Source organism: Flavipsychrobacter stenotrophus, from assembly GCF_002954265.1.
In the GTDB taxonomy this organism is placed as follows: Bacteria; Bacteroidota; Bacteroidia; order Chitinophagales; family Chitinophagaceae; genus Flavipsychrobacter; species Flavipsychrobacter stenotrophus.
Genome location: NZ_PPSL01000002.1, coordinates 233765 through 253463 on the forward strand (window position 1 = coordinate 233765; position 19699 = coordinate 253463).

Annotated in this window: 16 protein-coding genes; 11 read left to right on the plus strand and 5 right to left on the minus strand. The window is 43.7% G+C overall.

Features of this window, described 5'->3' with window-relative positions:
- Positions 1 to 15: 15 nt before the first annotated feature.
- Both CJD36_RS06070 and CJD36_RS06075 read right to left on the minus strand, forming a co-directional pair.
- Positions 16 to 3141 (minus strand): glycosyltransferase family 117 protein, encoded by a 3126-nt coding sequence (locus tag CJD36_RS06070; protein ID WP_105038244.1) that lies wholly within the window; start codon positions 3139 to 3141, stop codon positions 16 to 18.
- A 136-nt stretch (positions 3142 to 3277) separates the two neighbouring features.
- Entirely contained in the window at positions 3278 to 3718 is a 441-nt protein-coding gene (locus tag CJD36_RS06075; RefSeq protein WP_105038245.1) for an IPExxxVDY family protein, read from the minus strand.
- A 315-nt stretch (positions 3719 to 4033) separates the two neighbouring features.
- Here CJD36_RS06075 and CJD36_RS06080 point away from each other — a divergent pair, with 315 nt between their 5' ends.
- Positions 4034 to 4984, plus strand: coding sequence for an SPFH domain-containing protein (locus CJD36_RS06080; RefSeq protein WP_105038246.1), 951 nt, complete (start codon positions 4034 to 4036; stop codon positions 4982 to 4984).
- Between the two features lie 105 nt (positions 4985 to 5089).
- Positions 5090 to 6322: a T9SS type A sorting domain-containing protein gene (locus CJD36_RS06085; protein WP_105038247.1), complete on the plus strand. Its 1233-nt coding sequence runs from the start codon at positions 5090 to 5092 to the stop codon at positions 6320 to 6322.
- Positions 6323 to 6519: 197 nt separating this feature from the next.
- Here the strand turns inward: CJD36_RS06085 and CJD36_RS06090 are convergent, their stop codons facing one another.
- On the minus strand, positions 6520 to 7566 hold the full coding sequence (locus tag CJD36_RS06090) for a helix-turn-helix domain-containing protein (RefSeq protein WP_240609311.1): 1047 nt from the start codon (positions 7564 to 7566) through the stop codon (positions 6520 to 6522).
- A gap of 137 nt (positions 7567 to 7703) precedes the next feature.
- Between CJD36_RS06090 and CJD36_RS06095 the strand changes: the two genes are divergently transcribed.
- Positions 7704 to 8408 (plus strand): hypothetical protein, encoded by a 705-nt coding sequence (locus CJD36_RS06095; protein ID WP_105038248.1) that lies wholly within the window; start codon positions 7704 to 7706, stop codon positions 8406 to 8408.
- A 194-nt stretch (positions 8409 to 8602) separates the two neighbouring features.
- Positions 8603 to 9199 carry a hypothetical protein gene (locus CJD36_RS06100; RefSeq protein WP_105038249.1) on the plus strand — a complete coding sequence of 199 codons (597 nt, stop codon included), beginning with the start codon at positions 8603 to 8605 and terminating at the stop codon, positions 9197 to 9199.
- A gap of 61 nt (positions 9200 to 9260) precedes the next feature.
- Here the strand turns inward: CJD36_RS06100 and CJD36_RS06105 are convergent, their stop codons facing one another.
- The gene (locus tag CJD36_RS06105; RefSeq protein WP_105038250.1) at positions 9261 to 9878 is read right to left on the minus strand and encodes a sterol desaturase family protein; all 618 of its coding nucleotides are present in this window, start codon (positions 9876 to 9878) and stop codon (positions 9261 to 9263) included.
- 252 nt (positions 9879 to 10130) lie between these two features.
- A complete protein-coding gene (locus tag CJD36_RS06110; protein ID WP_105038251.1) occupies positions 10131 to 10598 on the minus strand; it encodes a response regulator in 468 nt (155 codons plus the stop codon).
- Between the two features lie 122 nt (positions 10599 to 10720).
- Between CJD36_RS06110 and CJD36_RS06115 the strand changes: the two genes are divergently transcribed.
- The 7 genes from CJD36_RS06115 to CJD36_RS06145 all read left to right on the plus strand — a co-directional run bounded on the left by CJD36_RS06115 (position 10721) and on the right by CJD36_RS06145 (position 19625).
- Complete coding sequence (locus CJD36_RS06115) at positions 10721 to 13021, plus strand: Rv1355c family protein (protein WP_105038252.1); 2301 nt, start codon at positions 10721 to 10723, stop codon at positions 13019 to 13021.
- The gene (locus CJD36_RS06120) at positions 13022 to 13723 is read left to right on the plus strand and encodes a hypothetical protein (RefSeq protein ID WP_105038253.1); all 702 of its coding nucleotides are present in this window, start codon (positions 13022 to 13024) and stop codon (positions 13721 to 13723) included.
- Positions 13724 to 13763: 40 nt separating this feature from the next.
- On the plus strand, positions 13764 to 15911 hold the full coding sequence (locus CJD36_RS23825; RefSeq protein WP_105038254.1) for a sensor histidine kinase: 2148 nt from the start codon (positions 13764 to 13766) through the stop codon (positions 15909 to 15911).
- Between the two features lie 168 nt (positions 15912 to 16079).
- Positions 16080 to 17177 carry a hybrid sensor histidine kinase/response regulator gene (locus tag CJD36_RS06130; RefSeq protein WP_105038255.1) on the plus strand — a complete coding sequence of 366 codons (1098 nt, stop codon included), beginning with the start codon at positions 16080 to 16082 and terminating at the stop codon, positions 17175 to 17177.
- Entirely contained in the window at positions 17164 to 17565 is a 402-nt protein-coding gene (locus CJD36_RS06135) for a response regulator (RefSeq protein ID WP_105038256.1), read from the plus strand. Before CJD36_RS06130 ends, CJD36_RS06135 begins: the two co-directional genes overlap by 14 nt.
- A 243-nt stretch (positions 17566 to 17808) precedes the next feature.
- Complete coding sequence (locus CJD36_RS06140) at positions 17809 to 18225, plus strand: helix-turn-helix domain-containing protein (RefSeq protein WP_105038257.1); 417 nt, start codon at positions 17809 to 17811, stop codon at positions 18223 to 18225.
- 155 nt (positions 18226 to 18380) lie between these two features.
- A complete protein-coding gene (locus CJD36_RS06145) occupies positions 18381 to 19625 on the plus strand; it encodes a sigma-54 interaction domain-containing protein (protein WP_105038258.1) in 1245 nt (414 codons plus the stop codon).
- Positions 19626 to 19699 lie beyond the last annotated feature (74 nt).

Here is a 19699-nt window from a genome sequence, read left to right on the forward strand (position 1 = left end):
TTAAATTTTTACTTCCTATTCCTCTTCCCCCGCCTGTGGCGCTACAGGCGCATTCTGCTTCAGCTGTGCACCAAAGTTAGGCTGTATGCGCTGCATGCTGTTGGCGATGGTCTTGGCATAGCTTGTATCTCCGGAGTAGAACGCAGAGCTTGCCAGCGACTGCATTACCTGGAATTGCTGCCTGATATCGAACGTCACCGCATCCTTGTTGTTGTCTTCAAGAGAAGCAGCCCAGTTAAGTATGGTCTGAGAGTTACGTACTATCTTCTTCGTCAACTCCTGCCCTTTCTTCAGTTCACCTGCACGGTAGTATGCAGCGGCTATGAAGTAGGCGGTATAGTCGTAGTAGTAAGAATGCTCTGTGATACCGGCCATTACCTTATCCAGCAACTTCACCGCCTGGTCTTTCTTACCTTCTGCAACCAGTGCATTGGCAATGTAAGATGCATCCATACGGTAAGTAACAAACTCATGGCGGTTTGGCTCATCGAAGTAAACGTCGTTGCGCTCACCACCACCAAATGTATATCCCATGAACAGGTTGTAGCTCTTCTCTGTATTAATGGTACCCAGTATCGGAGAATTCTTCTTGATAGAATCAACGAACTTATAAGGCATCAGGCGATATACTGTTCCTTCCAGTCTTAAGAAGTCTCCTGTTCCACCATAGTCACCAGTACGCAGACCCGCATCAAAATAAAGCGGGCGTTTCCAGCCTTCCTTAGCTACTGCTGCTATGATGTTCAGTATCGCAAGGTCGCTCTTATAAGCACTTTCCTTAGGATAGTTGAAACGCATATCAGTGATGATGTTTGCTGTATCAGCGGCTGTTGCCAGGCCATTCTTCACCAGGTCTTCCTTGCTCATTGTAGGTACAAAGAAGTTTTTTGTCGGCATGTAGTTCAGCTCATTTCCACCACGTGTGCCCACCTTGGCATTAGGATCATTGCTGTTCATGAAGGTACAAACATCAGCCAGGTTGATATACTGTGTCTTAGACAAGCCCACCTTAGGATTATCGTAGTACATAATATAGTTAGCCCTTTCACCGGTGTAGTCTGCCTTCTTCCATATCATTGGTACCGCATCTGCCTGGTTGGTCTTATAGTTCAGCTGATCTACATACCAGTCTATACCCAGCAGGCTGGTGTTGATGATACGTATGTCTTTTCTGAATCCTTCAATTTCCTGTATGTACCACAGCGGGTAGGTCTGGTTATCACCAAAGGTGAATAGTACCGCATTTGGCGCGCAGGCAGAAAGAGTGTTATGCGCCACATCATGTGCCAATGTCTTGTGCGAACGATCGTGATCATCCCACTCTACATTAGCCATTAATACAGGCACAGCTACAAGGCATATACCTGTGCTGGCATATGCTCCTACACTACCCTTCATAGCCTTCTGGAACCAATCGTTGACCATCAGTACCCCAAGCCCTATCCATATTGCGAATGTATACGTACAACCCGCGAATGCGTAGTCACGCTCACGTGGCTGCAACGGGTTCATGTTTAGGAATATTCCGATAGCGGCACCGGTAAAGAAGAACATCATCAGCACCACCATACCATCATTGCGCTTGCGGTTGAACTGGTATACAAGACCCATTATACCCAGTATAAATGGCAGGAAGTACAACTTATTGTGTGCACCATTCCTTGTATATCCTTCACCCATACCTTCAGTGTCACCAAGGCCACGCATCTTGTCTACTGCGCCTATGCCCGATATCCAGTTACCACGCTCAGGGTCCAGCTGGCCTTCTATGTCATTCTGACGGCCGGCATAGTTCCACATAAAGAACCGCCACCACATCCAGTTCATCTGGTAGCCAAAGAAGTACTTCAGGTTATCGGAGCTGGTAGGATCCTGGCCATCTGCCAGGTTCAGCATGCTCTTGTAGAAGTTCACGTGATTGCCTTCCTGATCCCATATACGCGGGAAGAAATGCGATTGGTTGCCCTTGTAAATAGGGACTCTCTTAGCACCTACTATATCATAATGGTCTTTACCATTGGCTTTGCTCTGTGAATACAGCTTGCCCGATGTGTCTATCTCATCGTACTGGCTGTTGAAGTAAGGGCCAAAGAATATTGGCTGCTGTCCAAACTGCTCACGATTCACATAATCAAGGAAGCTGATCGGGTTATCAGGGTTGGTCATATCAATAGGTACATCGGCGCGTGAGCGGATGATAGCTACGAAATAACTGGAGTAACCAATGATAATAAAGATGATACATAATACTGCGGTATGCAGCGATACCATGCTTTTCTTCTTAGAATAGTATATGCCAAATACAAGCAAGCCTATTACAATAGCCAGGAAGAACAAAGAACCCATATCGAACGACATACCAAAACCATTGGTAAACATGATGTCGAACTTAGACGCGATCTTAGGAATATACTGTATAACACCAAACTGTACGAAACCAAGTATACCACAACCGGCAAGGAAGGCAAGGATGGTACCCTTAACGGTAACATCATAACGCCTGTAGTAATATACCATAGCTACCGCAGGTATGGTCAGCAAGTTCAACAGATGGACGCAAACCGACAAACCTAACAGGTAGGCTATCAGCACCAGCCAACGGTCTGAATGCTTTTCATCAGCCACATCTTCCCACTTCAGCACTGCCCAGAAGGTAATTGCCGTAAAGAATGAAGAAGTTGCATAAACTTCCGCCTCAACAGCAGAGAACCAGAATGTATCTGAAAAAGTATATGCCAATCCACCCACAAGGCCTGCGCCCATGATGATAGCCAGCTGAGTCCCATCCGGCTCATCGCCTTTCTTTACTAACAGCTTCTTGGCAAAATGGGTGATGGTCCAGAAAAGGAATAATATGGTAAGTGCACTTGCCACTGCCGACATAGCATTAATAGCATATGCGGCATGGGTAGAATCACCACCTGTCAATGCGTTTCCGCCTGAGAATATGGCGAACATACGCTGCATCATCATAAACAAAGGCGCCCCCGGTGAGTGGCCCACTTCCAGCTTGTATGCGCAGGAAAGGAACTCCCCGCAATCCCAGAAGCTTACGGTAGGCTCCATTGTACTGATGTAAACAAACAGGGCAATGGCCCCGGTAACCCAACCTAATAGGTTATTGACTTTACGATAGTGCATAATATTTAATTAGACAAGGCGACAAAAATAGTAAAAACAAACAGTTATCAGCCGACTGCTTTTACGCTGTCAGAAAGTTTCAAATAAATTAATTGATTTAATTGGCTAAAATAACTTGTAAAAAGTTCTGTTTATACTAAACGAGGAGGTTTTTCACATTTTTTAACTGGCTGCGCTCCAGTATCTGAGATAATGTAATATCGGGTATTTTCTTCAGGCTGTTGGTGATGTCTATCACATCCGTTTCATAGGTAGCCGTTTGTACCAGCCATATATAATCCAGCCTGCCCGTTTCCGGCAGCAGGGATACGTTATCTACTTTCAACTTATATAATAAATATCTATCGGGACTATTGGGGAACTGGTATTGATATACCGGCAGGTAGCTGATATTCCCCTTTACCGCCAAAGCCAGGGTCATATCCGGTTCGCAGGCGAACTCTATATCGAAATAATTATTCAGCATCCAGCACAGCCTGTATGCCGGCAAACCGCTCACAATGCCAATAAGGGCAGTATCCTCAAAAAAGGCATCCTCCATAAAGGCTTCATCCAGCTTGTACTTGGTCACGCTCATATTCTACTGTGAAGGTACGGACTAAGTGAAAATTTAAAAATGAAAACCTAAACAGTTTACCACGACTGGGTAACCTAGCCGCATACACTCGAGTCCCGTTTTAAAATGAGTAGCTCGGAAAGAGCTTTATCAAAAGCGTAGGGCGTGAGCCCTACGTCCAAAATCAACTAACTATAAGCCCTGTAAGGGCGCACTCCATTATAAGCACACAACAATAACCATCTGATCAATAATGACACCTACCCTACCCCCCAATAATAAACCCCAAGAAATTAAAGAATAATCAATATTTTCGTAGTCTAAAGCAAATCCATCATGCCTGTCTTCTCCGGGGTACTCCTCGTTATCATCGTTGCACTGCTGTTCTTATGTTTTGTTACCGTGCAGCAAGGCACAGTAGCCGTTATTACCGTTTTCGGGAAATTCCGCAGAATCCTCCATCCGGGGCTTAACTTCCGTATCCCCTTCATTGAAGTGATCTTCAAACGTATCTCCTACCAGAACCGCTCTAAAGAACTAAAGTTCCAGGCCATATCTCAGGATCAGGCCAATATCTACTTCTCAGCCATGCTCCTTTATTCCGTTTTGAACGAAGAAAGCACGACCATAGAAAATGTGGCCTTTAAGTTTGTAGACGAACAGAGCTTTATGCAGGCACTTATCCGCTCGGTAGAGGGCGAGGTACGCGGCTTTGTAGCCACTAAGAAACAATCGGAGATACTACAGCTGCGCTCTGAAATAATACAACATGTAAAAGGCGAACTCGACATTCAACTGGAAGGTTGGGGCTACCACCTGCTGGATATACAGATCAATGATATCACCTTCGATGAAGCTATCCTCCGCTCTATGGCGCAGGTAGTGGCCTCTAACAACCTGAAGGCAGCAGCAGAGAACGAAGGACAGGCATTGCTCATCACCAAGACCAAAGCAGCAGAAGCAGAAGGTAATGCCATCAAGATATCTGCCGAGGCAGAACGCCAGGCCGCACAGATGCGTGGACAGGGCGTGGCCCTCTTCCGCGAAGAAGTAGCCCGTGGTATGGCGCTTGCAGCCAAAGAAATGGAGTCGGCCAACCTCGATGCCTCTTTTATCCTCTTCTCTATGTGGACCGATGCTATCAAGCACTTTGCAGAATATGGCAAGGGCAACACCATATTCCTCGATGGCAGCAGCAACAACTACCAGCGCACCATGCAGCAGCTGATGTCTACCCTGCAGGGCTTTGAAGGTAACGACGGCAACACACCGGAAAAGAAAAAGTAAAGTTCAACTAACCACTATAGTAGAAAGTGCGGTATTGTAAAATGCCGCACTTTTTTTGTAGGTTTAATTGTCGGCAACAATGCCCCAGCCCAATTTCTTTATCCTATGAATCTGCTAAAATTTCTTATCGTTGTAACTTTGCTACACATCCTCTCATTAAGTGGGTTAGCGCAAACCAATTATGTGCTTAATGGAAGTTTTGAGCAATATAGTACCTGCCCCTTTGTGTACGATCAGATAAGGTTAGCAAACTATTGGCAAGCTATTGATACTGTACATATTATGGGCTATGGGCCGCTATGTTCGCCTGAATATTGTAACAAATGTGCACCTGTAGGTTCTCTTGTAGGAGTCCCTCTAGGTAGTTTATATTTTCATTTCCCACGCACGGGAAAAGGGATGATGCAAATTGAAGCTTATTATGACAATGAATACCCCACTGAGCCATACCAACGTGACTATGCGCAAGGAAAATTATATGATCATCTTGTGGCGGGTAAGACTTATTGCGTTTCTTTTTACGTAACCTTAGCTCAGGGATCTCAATATGCAGTTAATAAGGTCGGTGCATACCTGGATAATGGGGCTATAGATGCCGGGCAGGATAGTGTGGGCTGCGCCTCGCCTCATCCCACTATCATACCGCAGGTGTACACTACGGCCATTATCGACGATACTACCAATTGGGTAAAGATACAGGGTAGTTTTATAGCTAGTGGTAATGAGCGATTCATCACCCTCGGCAATTTTTTTGATGCAGATAATACTGATACTGTCAGGCAACATCCTCATACCGAAAATTATTATTCCTGGTATCTTATAGACGACGTAAGCGTCATAGAAAGCACCGCCACAGCCTTTGCCGGGCCGGATGCGCTGATAGGGCTGGGAGATACCATACACATAGGTAGTACAGAAGATGGCATGCCTACAGAGTGGTATGTGCTTGGCGGCACTATGCCTATAGGCTATAGTGGAGGTATAGATGTACACCCCACAACTACCACCTCTTATATGGTAATGCTGGACTTGTGCGGACATATCACCTATGATACGGTAAAGATCTATGTGGTGCCTGCAGGTGTATCATCTCTTGGCTTTCCTACAGACCTCATCAACCTCTACCCTAGTCCTGCTACTAACCAACTGCATATAGACCATGCAGCAAGCTGCACCATCACCCTCACAGATATCACCGGCCATACCTGGCAACAAACCCACCTGCTTACCGACAAAGAAACCATAGACATCTCTACCCTACCAACCGGCACATACATTGCCACCCTCACCGATGATAAAACAGGTGATAGAGTGGTGAAGAGGATGGTGAAGGAGTAGCGCTGGCATTTACCCCCGATGCTGAAGGCATCGTATGTCTGTAGAAAATGAAAACACGAATAGCACCGATGCCGAAGGTATCGCATGTCGCACTAAGCACACAACCCGCATATACAAACGTTCGATACCTTCAGCATCGTGAACTATAGACATATGATACCTTCGGCATCGATCCCGCTCCGCACTCTTTCCCGCTCTTACACCCTAAACGCCACCGGCGCTACAGATGTTTGTTTCTTAAAGAAATTAGAGAAATGTGCTACCTCTTCAAACCCGAGGCACCAGGCTATTTCAGAGATATTCCAGTCGGTTTGCCTCAGCAATATTTTAGCCTCTTGCGCTATACGGCTGCTGATGATCTCGGTAGTGGTCTTACCGGTATTCTCTTTCAATACTTTGTTCAGATGGTTCACGTGCACCGACAGGTTATCTGCATAGTCTTTGGCCGTACGCAGCTCCAGTTTTTGTTTGGGAGATTCTATCGGAAACTGCCGCTCCAGCAATTCAGAGAACAATGACGATACCCTTGCAGCTGCAGTATGCGGCGGATTGATAGCCGATACAGGCTGTAGCTTCTGACCATAGTGTATCAACTCCAGCAGGTAATTGCGCAGCAGGTCGTACTTATACACATAGTCAGATGCAAGCTCTTTATGCATCTTCTTAAATATTGCCTCTATCTCACCCGCCTGCTCTTCAGTTATCTCAAACACGGGCACGTTACCCGGCTTAAATATGGGTAGTTCATCCAGCACTACGCCACTCTTACTATGTATCAGAAACTCTTCTGTAAACAGGCAAAAATGTCCGCTCTGGTCCATGTTATGCGGCTGCCAGTGATAAGGCACTTTGGGCGTGCCAAACAATAGCGCATGTTTTTCTATTTCTATTACCTTATCGGCATACTCGGCAGTGTTGCGCCCCGATATAAAGTTTATCTTGTAGTAGGCCCTGCGGTTGTATGCCATTGGCGGTTTACCACTGGCCGCTTTCATCAAGGCACCTACATCAAACACGTTAAAATGGCCTATGTTCTTAAATACGGTATCGGGCGTATATTTCTGTCCGTCGTCAAAAAAGCCCGCCGTCTCTTTATAAAAATCTTCCAGTGTTATTATTGCCATAGCCGGTAAAATCCAAAGGTATCTATTTAGCAGCATTCCACTTGTGTAGCCATTATCCCATAATGGCATAAAGGGGATATAACGGCATATTATGACCCATTTCGGGCGCAGATCTATCATTTCGATAAATGTTCTATCTCAGTCATTTTCAGACCGCTCTCCGCTCTGTTCCTTTCGCGCTCCATCTGTTGGCACGGCTTTTTAATAGTTTATACAAGAAGGCATAAGTGAATTTGAACTATTAAAAAACAAACGTCATGAAAAAAGCATTATTAGCGCTATCTATACTAGGTGTTACCTGTTTAAGCGCAAACGCACAAACAAAAATTACAACTACTACAACTACAGTTAGCACTGAAACCGCTAAAGCTGTAGATACGCCCAATTATGCAAAGAACTACAAGGTGTGTAAAGGCAGCTCTACCTACTATGTATGCGGCGATAAGCCATCTGGCAAAAAGAGAACTGTAGCTACCAAAACAACTAAAGCGCGCACTGCTACGGCCGCGGTAAATACTACTCCTGCAATACCATCTGCACAGGGACCTAATGCCAAAAACTTCAAGGTATGCAAGGGCAATGGCAACTATCACATTTGCGATGAACCACAGAATGCAACCAACACAGTACCCGGCCCTACTACCAAACTGGCTGTAGGTACGGCAGATAAGAAACCTATCAAAAAGACCACTACGGTTACCGAAAATGGTGTTGTAGCCACAACCACTACACAAACATTCGCTCAGCCACCTGCAACACCGAAATCACAATCTATTGCTGATCAGTCTGACAATACGTTACCTGTAGCTACCGTTACCGGCCACGTAGATACCATAAACAACGCCAATGCTCCATACCATGGTAAGAACAGCCCGCAGTATGATGGCGCACAAAAAAACAAAGCACGTAATCTGAACACACCTCCGGGATCACCCAATTCAATACCCATCAGTCAGAAATAATCATTTTTATAGTTCAGAAAATAGCCCGCTCTTTTATTGGAGCGGGTTATTTTTTTGTAGAAAACACTCCCAAATATTGCATAACAAAATAAAACACATATCCCTGCAGGCTTACATTCCAGAAAAGATATCCACATTTTTTGGCTATGTGGTGAGGTCGTAATTAATTTTACACCACTAAAAAGCGCATCACCATGACCACACAATTAAATCCCGATCTGCTGACCACCATCGCTCAGAAACTCGCCAACCAGATCATCGCATTCCAGCAGTTTATCGAAGCCCGCCCTGTGGGCCAGCAATTCCCCACAATTCAGGAAGCCAATCAACAACACAAGCTGATCACCTGCCTGCTCAGGCTGGTAAAACAACCCGCCCGTCCACGTAAAGAAAAAGTACAGGACCCATCGGATATCGCAGCTTTAAATTCCTGGGCAAAGACGGTTAATGACATCTTTTCCATGCCTACAGAAAGTGATCTTCCGGCAAAAGAGGTTGCGCCAAAATTCAATACCCCCGCCATTACCCAGCGCGACTTCGATCAGTACGGACATCTGTTGGGCAAAAGCAGCTTTGCCAATCTTACAGACAAAACCACAATAAAATTCAACGGCAGATATGTAAATGCAAAATGGCTGGAATATAACTTGTTCCAGTATTGCTTACCCGCTGACAATCGTCATTTTATAGATGATGCCCGAAAGGTAATTGGCGAGGTAGACCATAAGATCACGCAAGAGAGCATTGCGGCTTATCTGGCTGGCAAAACAATGCAAAAGTTGGCTGCATAGTTATATAGATTTGACAACTTTCCTAAAAGTTGTCAAATCTGCACTGGTCCTCTGGTTTCAGCTACACCTCCTCCTTCTTCGGCACACTACCAAACACTACATCCCACAACACCGAGCTTACGCCAAAACCTTTATCAGGCTGTTTGTAGTGATGCAGGTGATGATTGCGCCAGAGTGCCTTTAGGTACTTTGGCGGAGCAAAGGCATGAATGGCATAATGCATAGAGCCATAGAGGATATAACCAAAAAGAAAACCGGGAAAGAAGGCCAGTGCATCCCAACCCAGTGCTGCATACATTGAGTAGTATATGATCACCGCCAGTATAACACTGGGCACCGGTGGCATAAATAGTCTGTCCTTGTCGCGGGGATATTCATGGTGCACCCCATGTATGGTATAAAGTATGCGCTGCGCCCAAGCACTGTCGGCTATTATGTGAAATATATAGCGGTGCATGGCATACTCAAAAAGAGTCCAGGTAAGAATACCACCAAAAAAAAGTAGTACTTCACGACCTAAGGCCAGTTCTCTTGTATGCGCCCCGTAATAGAGCATGGCGGCTATCACCGGGAAATACATTGTATAAACAATGGCGGGGTGTGTTTTGGTCATCAGTTCCAGCACTCCGTTCTGAAATAATCTGGCCTGTCCTTTGTTTTTGATCTTTGCGATTTCCATGTTTCCCGGTTGAGTAGATTAGGGATAAATGCCATCTGCCTTTCACATTTAAATTACAACCTCTTATATTATAAAGATACAGCGGCAACACTTATCACGAAAAATTCTATTGCAAAAATTATGCCAGCGGGAAGGAAAATGGGCTGACCATGTAATAATGACTTTTCTTCACATATGCACGCTGAAAGCACCCTGGTGCTCAACTTCTGATAAGACACCAAGCGCACCTACATTCTAAATAAAGCTAATAAATTAAGACAGTAATTTCTGGCGAACGAGGAATTCAAGTTGTTCGTTACTGATGGTGAGTTTGCTGTTCATTTCCTTTTCATCTACCTTTTCCCTGAAAACCTCATATGCTTTGGTGATGGTCATATCTAATTCTTCTTCATTCCAGGGTTTGGTGAGGTAGTGGAATATCTTGCCTTTGTTTACCGCGTCTATAACAGCATTCATGTCGGCATAGCCGGTAAGTAATATTCTTGTAGGTAGCGGAAACTCGTCAATAATATTTTCCAGAAACTCAACTCCAGTCATATTAGGCATTCGCTGATCGGTAATGATAACATTAACGTCATTATTCTTTAACACCTTTATAGCCTCTTCTCCGCTTATGGCAGTCAACACTTTATACTTTATCCTAAAGACAGCTTTGAAAGAAACAAGATTGTTTTCCTCGTCGTCAACATATAAGACCACTATCTTGTTGGGCTTGGACATATATTATTATAATTTTACTAAGATGTAACTCTACGCAAGATAATAAAATAATTGGAAATTACCTCGGTCTCATTGTATATTTATGTCCAAAACAAATTACAGTTTAAACAAACAGTTCTGCTATGTTAACAGAAAGATTACAATTTACAAAAAATCTAAATGAGTTGTATGTACCCTCATTATTCAGGCTTGCGGATAGTGGCGATCTGAAAGCATTTAATGAGCTACTTGCCAACGATAGCATAATGGTCTTTGATGAAATATATGACCAATTAAGAGAACTGATCAAAAGCCGCAATCCAAAACAAAAACTTACCGCAGCCGACTATGAACTGCGCATAGCCCAACACATTGGCAGCACTCCTATCACTGAATATGGCGTATGGGCGTACTACCCATGGTCTCAAAGATTGGTGCATATCCTTGATAAAGAAGAATTTATAGAGCTACGCACATCGGCCAACAAAAATAAAATAACAATAGCTGAGCGCGAACGCCTGGCCACAAAGAAGGTAGGTGTTATAGGTCTGTCGGTAGGACAGTCGGTATCCATGACGCTGGCGCTGGAAAGAGGATGCGGAGAACTACGTATTGCGGACTTTGACAGGCTGGAGCTGAACAACATGAACCGCATACGCACAGGTGTACATAACCTGGGATTATTAAAGACCTATGCAGTTGCAAGGGAAATAGCAGAACTGGACCCCTACTTTAAAGTGGTCTGTTTTTCTGAAGGCATTACCGAAGCGAATATCCATCAGTTCTTTACCGAAAACGGGAAATTAGACCTCGTTATAGACGAATGTGACGGTGTTAACATAAAAATATTGTGCAGAATAAAGGCCCGCGAACTGAATGTGCCGGTATTGATGGAGGCCAGCGACCGTGGAACTCTGGATGTAGAACGATTTGACCTGGAACCCGACAGACCAATCATACACGGTTGGTTAGAAGGGCTAACCCTGGATTTTGAGATCATTAATAAGCTCAAAACGGCCGAAGAAAAGCTACCATACATGCTACCTATTTCAGGATTAGACACGCTGTCGCCAAGAATGAAGGCTTCAATGGTGGAAATTGAGCAGACCATCACCACCTGGCCTCAACTGGCTACTGCGGTAACACTTGGCGGAGCACTCACAGCCGATACGTGTCGCAGAATATTCCTCGACCAATTCACCAATTCGGGCAGATACTTTATAGACCTGGAAGAGCTGATACCGGATACCCGCGAGAAGCCTGTGATCAACTACCACATTGAGGAACAGCCACTTACAGTTGACTACATGAATGAATTGGCGGCAGAAGCCACTGCTGGCATGCAACTACACAGCGAGTTGCCGGAACGGGCAGTACTTATGGAATTGCTGGAAGCAGCCAGACAAGCGCCGTCGGCAGGCAATAACCAGCCATGGAAGTGGCACCTCACCAATTCCTGCCTTTTCCTGTTTCACGACAGGATACGCTCAGTAACCTTTGGCGACTTTGAAGATATAGCATCTTATGTAGCTTTGGGAGCTGCGGTGGAGAACCTGGAACTGGCAGCACACAAACACCACATAGGGCTCGACATTACACCATTTCCTATTGACAGTAAAAAATTGATAGCCGTTATCCGCTTCAGTAAAGAGGCAACAGCGAACGGGCTTTATATGCCTGATGAACTGGTAAAGGAAATAGGCAATAGATTTACAAACCGTAATCTGGGGCCGAGGGTGGCACTTGAAGCAGACGCGATAACACAGCTGCGGGCAGCGGTGGCATCTATTCCCGGTGCAGAACTATTGCTAAAAGAAGATGAAGCCGATATGGCCGAGCTGGCCGACATTATGAGCTCTTCTGAAAGGCTGCGTATGCTGCACGCCGAGGGGCACTATGAGTTTTATAACAAGGAAGTGAGGTGGGACGACGAACATAGCCGCACCACCGCAGATGGCATTGACATAGGTACACTGGATGTAAAACCGTCTGAAGTAGTAGGTCTGAAACTGGTAAAAGACCCGAGGGTGGTAGCGCTGCTGGCCGAATGGAGAGGCGGCAAAGGCCTGGAAAGTATAGCCAGAAAAGCGATTGCCAGCGCATCGGGTATAGGTCTTATAGTGATGCCGAAATATAGTCCGCTCGACTACTTCATGGGTGGTAGGGCTGTAGAGCGTATGTGGTTGATGGCATCTAAACTGAATGTCTCCATGCAGCCTATGCTGGCCGCACCGCTGCACTTTGCACGGCTCAACCATGGAAATGGAGAAGGACTGCCGGACTTTATGAAAGAAGAATTTACTGAACTTTATAAAAGGTTTGAAAGAGTATTCCCCGGCCTGGAAGGAAAGGGCGAGATATTCTTGTTTCGTTTATGTATAGCTAAAACGCCATCAGTTAAATCGTATCGCTTACCTTTAGTAAATATATTAACGGAGTCGTAAATGGGTGAATTAATAAGAATACGAGCATTCCGGGCAATTGATGACGAACCTGCGTGCAATTTGTATGCAAAGGAGCATATGGACGTGCTGAAGATATTTGGCATAACCAAGATCACCACGGCCAACAATAGCTGGATAAAGAACCCTAATGTCTACGTAATAATGGCAGAGCGGGTATCTGATAACCAACCCGTTGGTGGTGCACGTGTGCATTTATACCATGAAGACTATCCATTGCCCATGGATGACGCTGTTAAAGACTTTGACCCATCAGTAAAAGAATTATTGGCCCGCCACGCCCGCAGTGGAGGAACAGGTGAAATATGCGGGTTATGGAATTCGCGCGATGTGGCCGGTTGGGGTATCGGCACCATGTTCCTGTCACGGGCCGGCGTATCCCTGTGCACTCAGTTGCCCATGCAAACTATGCACGTGTTGTGTGCAGAACACACTATTGGCATTACGCTGGAAAAAGGATTTGTTATTGAAAAAGAACTAGGCAACAGCGGAACCTTCTACTACCCTAAAGAAGGACTTGTTGCCACCGCCGCAGTGATCAATGATGTGCGCACGCTGGCAGACGCTAATGAGGTAGACCGGAATATAATAATGAGCCTTCGGGAAAACCCGTTGCAGACGAGGGAAGAAACCAACAACGAACATAAAATTAAGATCGAATATCAGCTTCGCTTAAATTTATAAAATTAATATCGTACTATTATTCTTTCTGACTTAAAGACATATGAAAACAATTTATTCTTTAGTTGTTTTTGCGGTTTCGTTATTTGTTTACAGTGCTGCCAAAGGCCAGGCGTTTGTTTATACCGACTCCAACCAGGTAAACATAGTAGGTAAATATGTGGGTGTATTTGAAGACCCGACCAACCAACTAACATTTGACGAGGTAAGACTGGCTGATAAATTCAAGCCGTCGGAAAAGGAAGTCCCCAATTTCGGCATCACGAACTCTACTTACTGGCTAAAACTGGAAGTAGAAAATAAAACTACCGACCCGCGCCTTCTGCTTACGTTGTCCTATCCTCAACTGGATGAGGTTGACTTCTTCAAACCAGACAGCAACGGCGCATATCGCGAAATTAAGAGCGGCGAGCAAGTAGAGATAAGCAAAAGAATTTATTCCAGCCAGAATTTCATTTTCAATCTTAATCTTCCGCAGCAGGTAAAAAAGATCTACTACTTTAAGATAAAGAGCAGCGAGCAGATATTAGTACCCATAAGCCTGGGAGCTACCAATGTGGTCTTTAATGCCATCAATAATCAGGACAACCTGACCAGCATCTATCTCGGTATCATCTTTGTGATGATCTTTTACAACATCTTCGTTTACCTGAGTGTAAAAGATAAAAGCTACCTCTATTATGTATTCTACATTCTGTTTGTAGGACTTACGCAGATAGGCTTCCAGGGTTATAGCTACCGGTACTTCTGGCCAACATTACCTGCACTTGCCAATAACAGCGTGATACTTTTCCCTGCGTTAACGGGTATTACCGCAATAGAATTTTTTAAGAAGTTTCTATATGCCGACGGAGCACCTAAAAAGGTAAACATCATCCTCAACCTGCTTAATGTTTTTTACCTGGTTAACTGTGTGCTAAGCCTGGCCGGGCTGCATCAATTAAGCCAGCAATTGTTGCAACCCAATGCTATGATCGCCTCGTTCATCATACTGGGCTTGTCTATCAATGCGATCAGAAAAGGCAGCAGGCCGGCTATATTTTTCCTGGTGGCGTGGGTTACCTTCCTGATGGGTATTATCGTCTTCATTCTTAAAGACGTAGGTGTATTACCTTATAATAACTTCACCAATTACATACTGCAGATCGGGTCGGCAATTGAAGTAGTGGTGCTATCGTTTGCCCTGGCAGATAAGATAAACATTTACAGAAAGGAGAAAGAAATATCTCAGGCAGCTACTTTGAGTGCGTTGAAAGAAAATGAAAAGATCATCACCGAGCAAAACATAGTGCTGGAAAAAAGGGTGGACGAAAGAACACTTGAATTGAACCTGTCTAACAAGGAACTGAACAAGGCGATGACCGAACTGAAGGAAGCAGAGACGCAATTGGTGGAATCTGAGAAAATGGCGTCTTTAGGTCAGTTGACGGCAGGGATAGCCCATGAGATCAACAACCCCATAAACTTTGTAACTTCTAATGTAAAACCACTGAACAGGGATGTACGCATGCTGCTGGAAACGGTAGATGTACTGGAAAAAATTGCCATTGAAAACATACCGGTGGCCGAAAAACAAAAACAAATAGCCGAATATAAGGAAGAGATAGATTACGATTACCTGAAGGTAGAGATAGATCAATTGCTCAGCGGAATAGGAGAAGGTGCATCAAGGACTGCCGAGATAGTAAAAGGCCTGCGTATCTTCTCAAGGCTTGATGAGGATGACCTCAAAAAAGCAGATATCAATGAAGGCCTGGAGTCTACCCTTATTATAGCAAATAACCTGCTGAATAATGTGATAAAGGTTGATAAGCACTACAGCAACATCCCATTGATAGAATGCTATCCCGGCAAGCTTAATCAGGTGTTTCTCAATATGATATCCAACGCAGTTTATGCAATTAAGAAAAAATATGCCGATAAAGATGGTGGTATTTTGGGGATAAAAACGTATATTGATGACAACCACCTGGCCATATCTATTTCAGACAATGGAACAGGCATGGATGAACAGACCAAAAAGAAATTGTTTGAACCATTTTTTACTACAAAAGATGTAGGAGAAGGTACCGGTTTAGGACTTTCGATCGCCTACAATACTATTGTAAAACACAACGGATCGGTACAGATAAATTCGGAATTGGGACAGGGGACCGAATTTATTATTAAATTACCTTTGATACAGAAGTGAAATGTTTAAGTAAGCATATACAACCAACACCGTAAATTACCCACATAACGCATTAAATTGATGATGCGTAAATAACATCATCAAAGAATTGACTTTAGAATAGTTTGACTATTAAAAATAGAACCCGAATTATTATTTTTTAATTCAAGACAGGATTAAATTAAACCGATGGAAAAAATAAAGGTTCTATATATTGATGATGAACAAAATAACTTGAATGGGTTTAAAGCCACCTTCAGGTTCGACTATACCATATTCATAGCAGCAACCACTACAAAAGCAAAAGAGTACCTACGTGACCATAACGATATAAAGATCATACTCTGTGACCAGCGTATGCCCGACCAAACAGGTGTACAATTTTTTGAAGAGATACGCTTTGAATACCCCGAGCCAATAAGAATGCTGATAACCGGGTATACAGATATTGAGTCGGTTATTGAAGCTATCAACAGAGGCCATATCTTCAGGTACATAAAGAAACCGTGGACAGATACCGACATTCAAAGTGCTATAGAAGAGGGTAACAAATTCCATTTGACCAATAGCTTACTGGCTACTAAGAATAAAGAGCTGCAATCTGCATATGACGAACTCGGAAAATTTGCTTATAGCGTAACGCATGATATGCGCGGCCCATTGCTAAGTGTGCTTGGCGCAATAAGTATCGCTGAAGGATCGAACGATATAGCGGAGATCAAAGACATAATGGGTATGATGAGCCTGGCAGTTAAAAAACTGGATGAGTTCATCACCAACATTCATGAGTACTACAACCTTAAAAGAGGACAGTTGGTATTTGAAGCGATCAGTTTTAATGATGTGCTTAATGACACGGCAGCATTGTTCAGAATATCGGGCAGTGTAGACAATATTCGCTTCACATCTACTGTAAATCAACAAGATACATTTTTGTCTGACCAGACATCTATAAAGATAGTGTTGACCAATCTGCTTTCTAACGCGTTTAAATACCAGCAGCGGGGAAAAACAGACAAATTTGTTGATGTAAATATTGATGTAAATAACGGCATAGCCACTATATTTGTAAAAGATAATGGAATAGGGATAGATGCGCAGCATATAGACAACATCTTTGACATGTTCTACAGGGCCACGTCGGCAGAGACTGGATCCGGGTTTGGACTATTCAATGTGAAAGATGCACTGAATAAACTTAACGGCACTATAGAAGTATCATCTGCAATTAACGAAGGAACAATATTTAAAGTAACTATCCCGGGAATACCAAATGGCGCCAAATAGACAACAGCATTTTATAGTTATTGATGATAGCAAACTAGATTGTTTCATTGCTGAGAAAATAATTAAGAACACAGGCAAATGCGAATCTGTGATCTCCTTTCTGCAGGCAAAAGAAGCTTTGGAGTTCATATCAACAAATACCCTCAGTAGCCTATATCCTATAATTGTGCTGGTAGATATTCAGATGCCTGTAATGAACGGTTTTGAATTTGTTGAGGCTTTTGAAAAGCTACCCATCAATATCACCAAGAATTACAACATCTATGTTATTTCCTCTTCTATCAATGATAATGATCTCATCAAGGTGCCGAAATATTCATCGGTAAAACAATTCCTCAACAAGCCATTGACCAGTAATAATCTTTCGGCACTGCTTACTAAGGATTAGGGTTATGTCTCACTGCTAATCATCCTGATACCTGAATAAAAATATTAAAACACCCTAAGGTGAACAATTCTAAGTATACTCCCCCTGTAAAAGGAGGAGTAACAAAAAACTCAGTGTCATTTATGGAAAATTCTAAATAACACCGTTTCACAGTATTGTTTCTTTTATAAGACAAAGATAAATCAACAATTTCGAATATTCCATTTACTTGATTATTTAATTTGTTAAAATAATGTTAAATAGATGAATTACCTGGCCAGAAATATCGCCTATCTTCGTAAGGTAAATAAGGTAACTCAAGCGGAAATACAAGCCAGTAAAGGATTTAAGCCTAACACACAAAGTAACTGGGAAAATGAAGTATCTGAACCGTCGATAGATATAATAATCCAGTATTCCGAATATTTCAATGTAAATTTATCAGATCTGATCCTTAAGGACCTATCTGGTGAGCATGTGGAAGGAAGAGCTTATGAACATGTGCAAAAGGGACTGCATACAGCCTTTGCCGCAGAGCCTGATATAGAATACACGACTACCAATACAACGCAGCAACAGATAATAGATAAAATGCAGCTGATAATTGACACACAGTCTGCTACTATCAAAGCATTGCAATCTGCCCTGGAACATGCAGAAAAACGACTCGCCGATAGATAATACTCCACCATTTCAATAAACCTTTTCTATAGCAGTATTAAGGTTAAATTGTGATAAGCTTAGGTACAAAATCCGTAATTTTGTCACCTCAAGTGACTTTTTGACCACTTTAGTGTGGTGATTTTTTTGTTTTAAATCGTCTTCACCTTCAGCATATGGATATCCAAAGTATCAAGAACAGGTTTGGCATTATAGGCAACTCCCCGGCACTCAATCACGCCCTCAATACAGCAGTACAGGTAGCAAACACGGATCTCTCTGTGTTGATCGTGGGAGAAAGCGGTGTGGGTAAGGAAGTATTTTCCAATATCATTCATTCACTCTCTCCACGTAAGCACAATCCATTCATAGCAGTTAACTGCGGAGCTATACCCGAAGGAACGATAGACAGTGAGCTATTTGGCCATGAAAAGGGATCATTCACCGGTGCGGTAGACAGTCGCAAAGGCTACTTTGAGACGGTGAACGGCGGCACCATATTCCTCGATGAAATAGGTGAGATGCCATTGGGTACGCAGGCCCGCCTTTTGCGCGTACTGGAGACCGGAGAATTCATTCGCGTGGGTTCTTCTAAGGTGCAGAAAACAGATGTAAGGGTGATAGCAGCAACTAACAGAGACCTGCTGGAATTTACAAGTCAATATAAGTTCAGAGAAGACCTTTATTATAGGTTGAGTACTGTGCCCATAAGAGTTCCTTCTTTGCGCGATCGTAAAGAAGATATACCATTGCTGTTCAGGAAATTTGCAGCAGACTTTTCTGAGCGATACAAGACTACGTCTATACAATTGGATAGCGCTGCACAGCAATTGCTGGTGAGCTACCCATGGAGAGGTAATGTGCGTGAACTGAAAAATGCAGCGGAGCAGATATCTGTTCTGTCGATCAATAAGCAGGTGACTGCCGAGATCATACAACACTTCCTGCCACAGCGCGACAACAGCCGCAGCCTGGCATTGATACCACACCAGGGAAATGCGCAGGGCGGTGGTCAGCAGCAGTCGGACTTTAACAGCGAAAGAGATATACTCTACAAGCTATTCTTCGATATGAAGAAGGACATGAACGACCTGAAGCAGATGATATTTGACGTGGCCAACCATCAGGGTTATACGCCTGCAGAACCGACATCAAAGAATATTGTGCAGATGTATAATGATGTGGAACCGGCGAACAACATTTCCTACAGTGCACCCAACAATACACCCATACTACTGGAGCCAAGCGCGGCGCTACATGAAGATGTAGAAGAAACGCTTTCGCTTGCGGACAGAGAGAAGGAGTTTATCAATAAGGCTTTGAAGAAGCATAAGAACAGAAGAAGAGACGCAGCCGCTGAGTTGGGCATATCTGAACGTACATTGTACAGGAAGATAAAAGAGTATGGGATAAAAGAATAGATCTTTAGGTTTAACCGGATCACTGATAGTAAACGAATACGTCCAGACGTGAGATTGCTTCTTACCTCGCAATG

Excerpts from the sequence above, each read along its gene's own strand:
- CJD36_RS06070 (WP_105038244.1), bottom strand. The coding sequence starts at position 3,141 with ATGCACTATCGTAAAGTCAATAACCTATTAGGTTGGGTTACCGGGGCC.
- CJD36_RS06075 (WP_105038245.1), bottom strand. The coding sequence starts at position 3,718 with ATGAGCGTGACCAAGTACAAGCTGGATGAAGCCTTTATGGAGGATGCC.
- CJD36_RS06080 (WP_105038246.1), top strand. The coding sequence starts at position 4,034 with ATGCCTGTCTTCTCCGGGGTACTCCTCGTTATCATCGTTGCACTGCTG.
- CJD36_RS06085 (WP_105038247.1), top strand. The coding sequence starts at position 5,090 with ATGAATCTGCTAAAATTTCTTATCGTTGTAACTTTGCTACACATCCTC.
- CJD36_RS06090 (WP_240609311.1), bottom strand. The coding sequence starts at position 7,566 with ATGATAGATCTGCGCCCGAAATGGGTCATAATATGCCGTTATATCCCC.
- CJD36_RS06095 (WP_105038248.1), top strand. The coding sequence starts at position 7,704 with ATGAAAAAAGCATTATTAGCGCTATCTATACTAGGTGTTACCTGTTTA.
- CJD36_RS06100 (WP_105038249.1), top strand. The coding sequence starts at position 8,603 with ATGACCACACAATTAAATCCCGATCTGCTGACCACCATCGCTCAGAAA.
- CJD36_RS06105 (WP_105038250.1), bottom strand. The coding sequence starts at position 9,878 with ATGGAAATCGCAAAGATCAAAAACAAAGGACAGGCCAGATTATTTCAG.
- CJD36_RS06110 (WP_105038251.1), bottom strand. The coding sequence starts at position 10,598 with ATGTCCAAGCCCAACAAGATAGTGGTCTTATATGTTGACGACGAGGAA.
- CJD36_RS06115 (WP_105038252.1), top strand. The coding sequence starts at position 10,721 with ATGTTAACAGAAAGATTACAATTTACAAAAAATCTAAATGAGTTGTAT.
- CJD36_RS06120 (WP_105038253.1), top strand. The coding sequence starts at position 13,022 with ATGGGTGAATTAATAAGAATACGAGCATTCCGGGCAATTGATGACGAA.
- CJD36_RS23825 (WP_105038254.1), top strand. The coding sequence starts at position 13,764 with ATGAAAACAATTTATTCTTTAGTTGTTTTTGCGGTTTCGTTATTTGTT.
- CJD36_RS06130 (WP_105038255.1), top strand. The coding sequence starts at position 16,080 with ATGGAAAAAATAAAGGTTCTATATATTGATGATGAACAAAATAACTTG.
- CJD36_RS06135 (WP_105038256.1), top strand. The coding sequence starts at position 17,164 with ATGGCGCCAAATAGACAACAGCATTTTATAGTTATTGATGATAGCAAA.
- CJD36_RS06140 (WP_105038257.1), top strand. The coding sequence starts at position 17,809 with ATGAATTACCTGGCCAGAAATATCGCCTATCTTCGTAAGGTAAATAAG.
- CJD36_RS06145 (WP_105038258.1), top strand. The coding sequence starts at position 18,381 with ATGGATATCCAAAGTATCAAGAACAGGTTTGGCATTATAGGCAACTCC.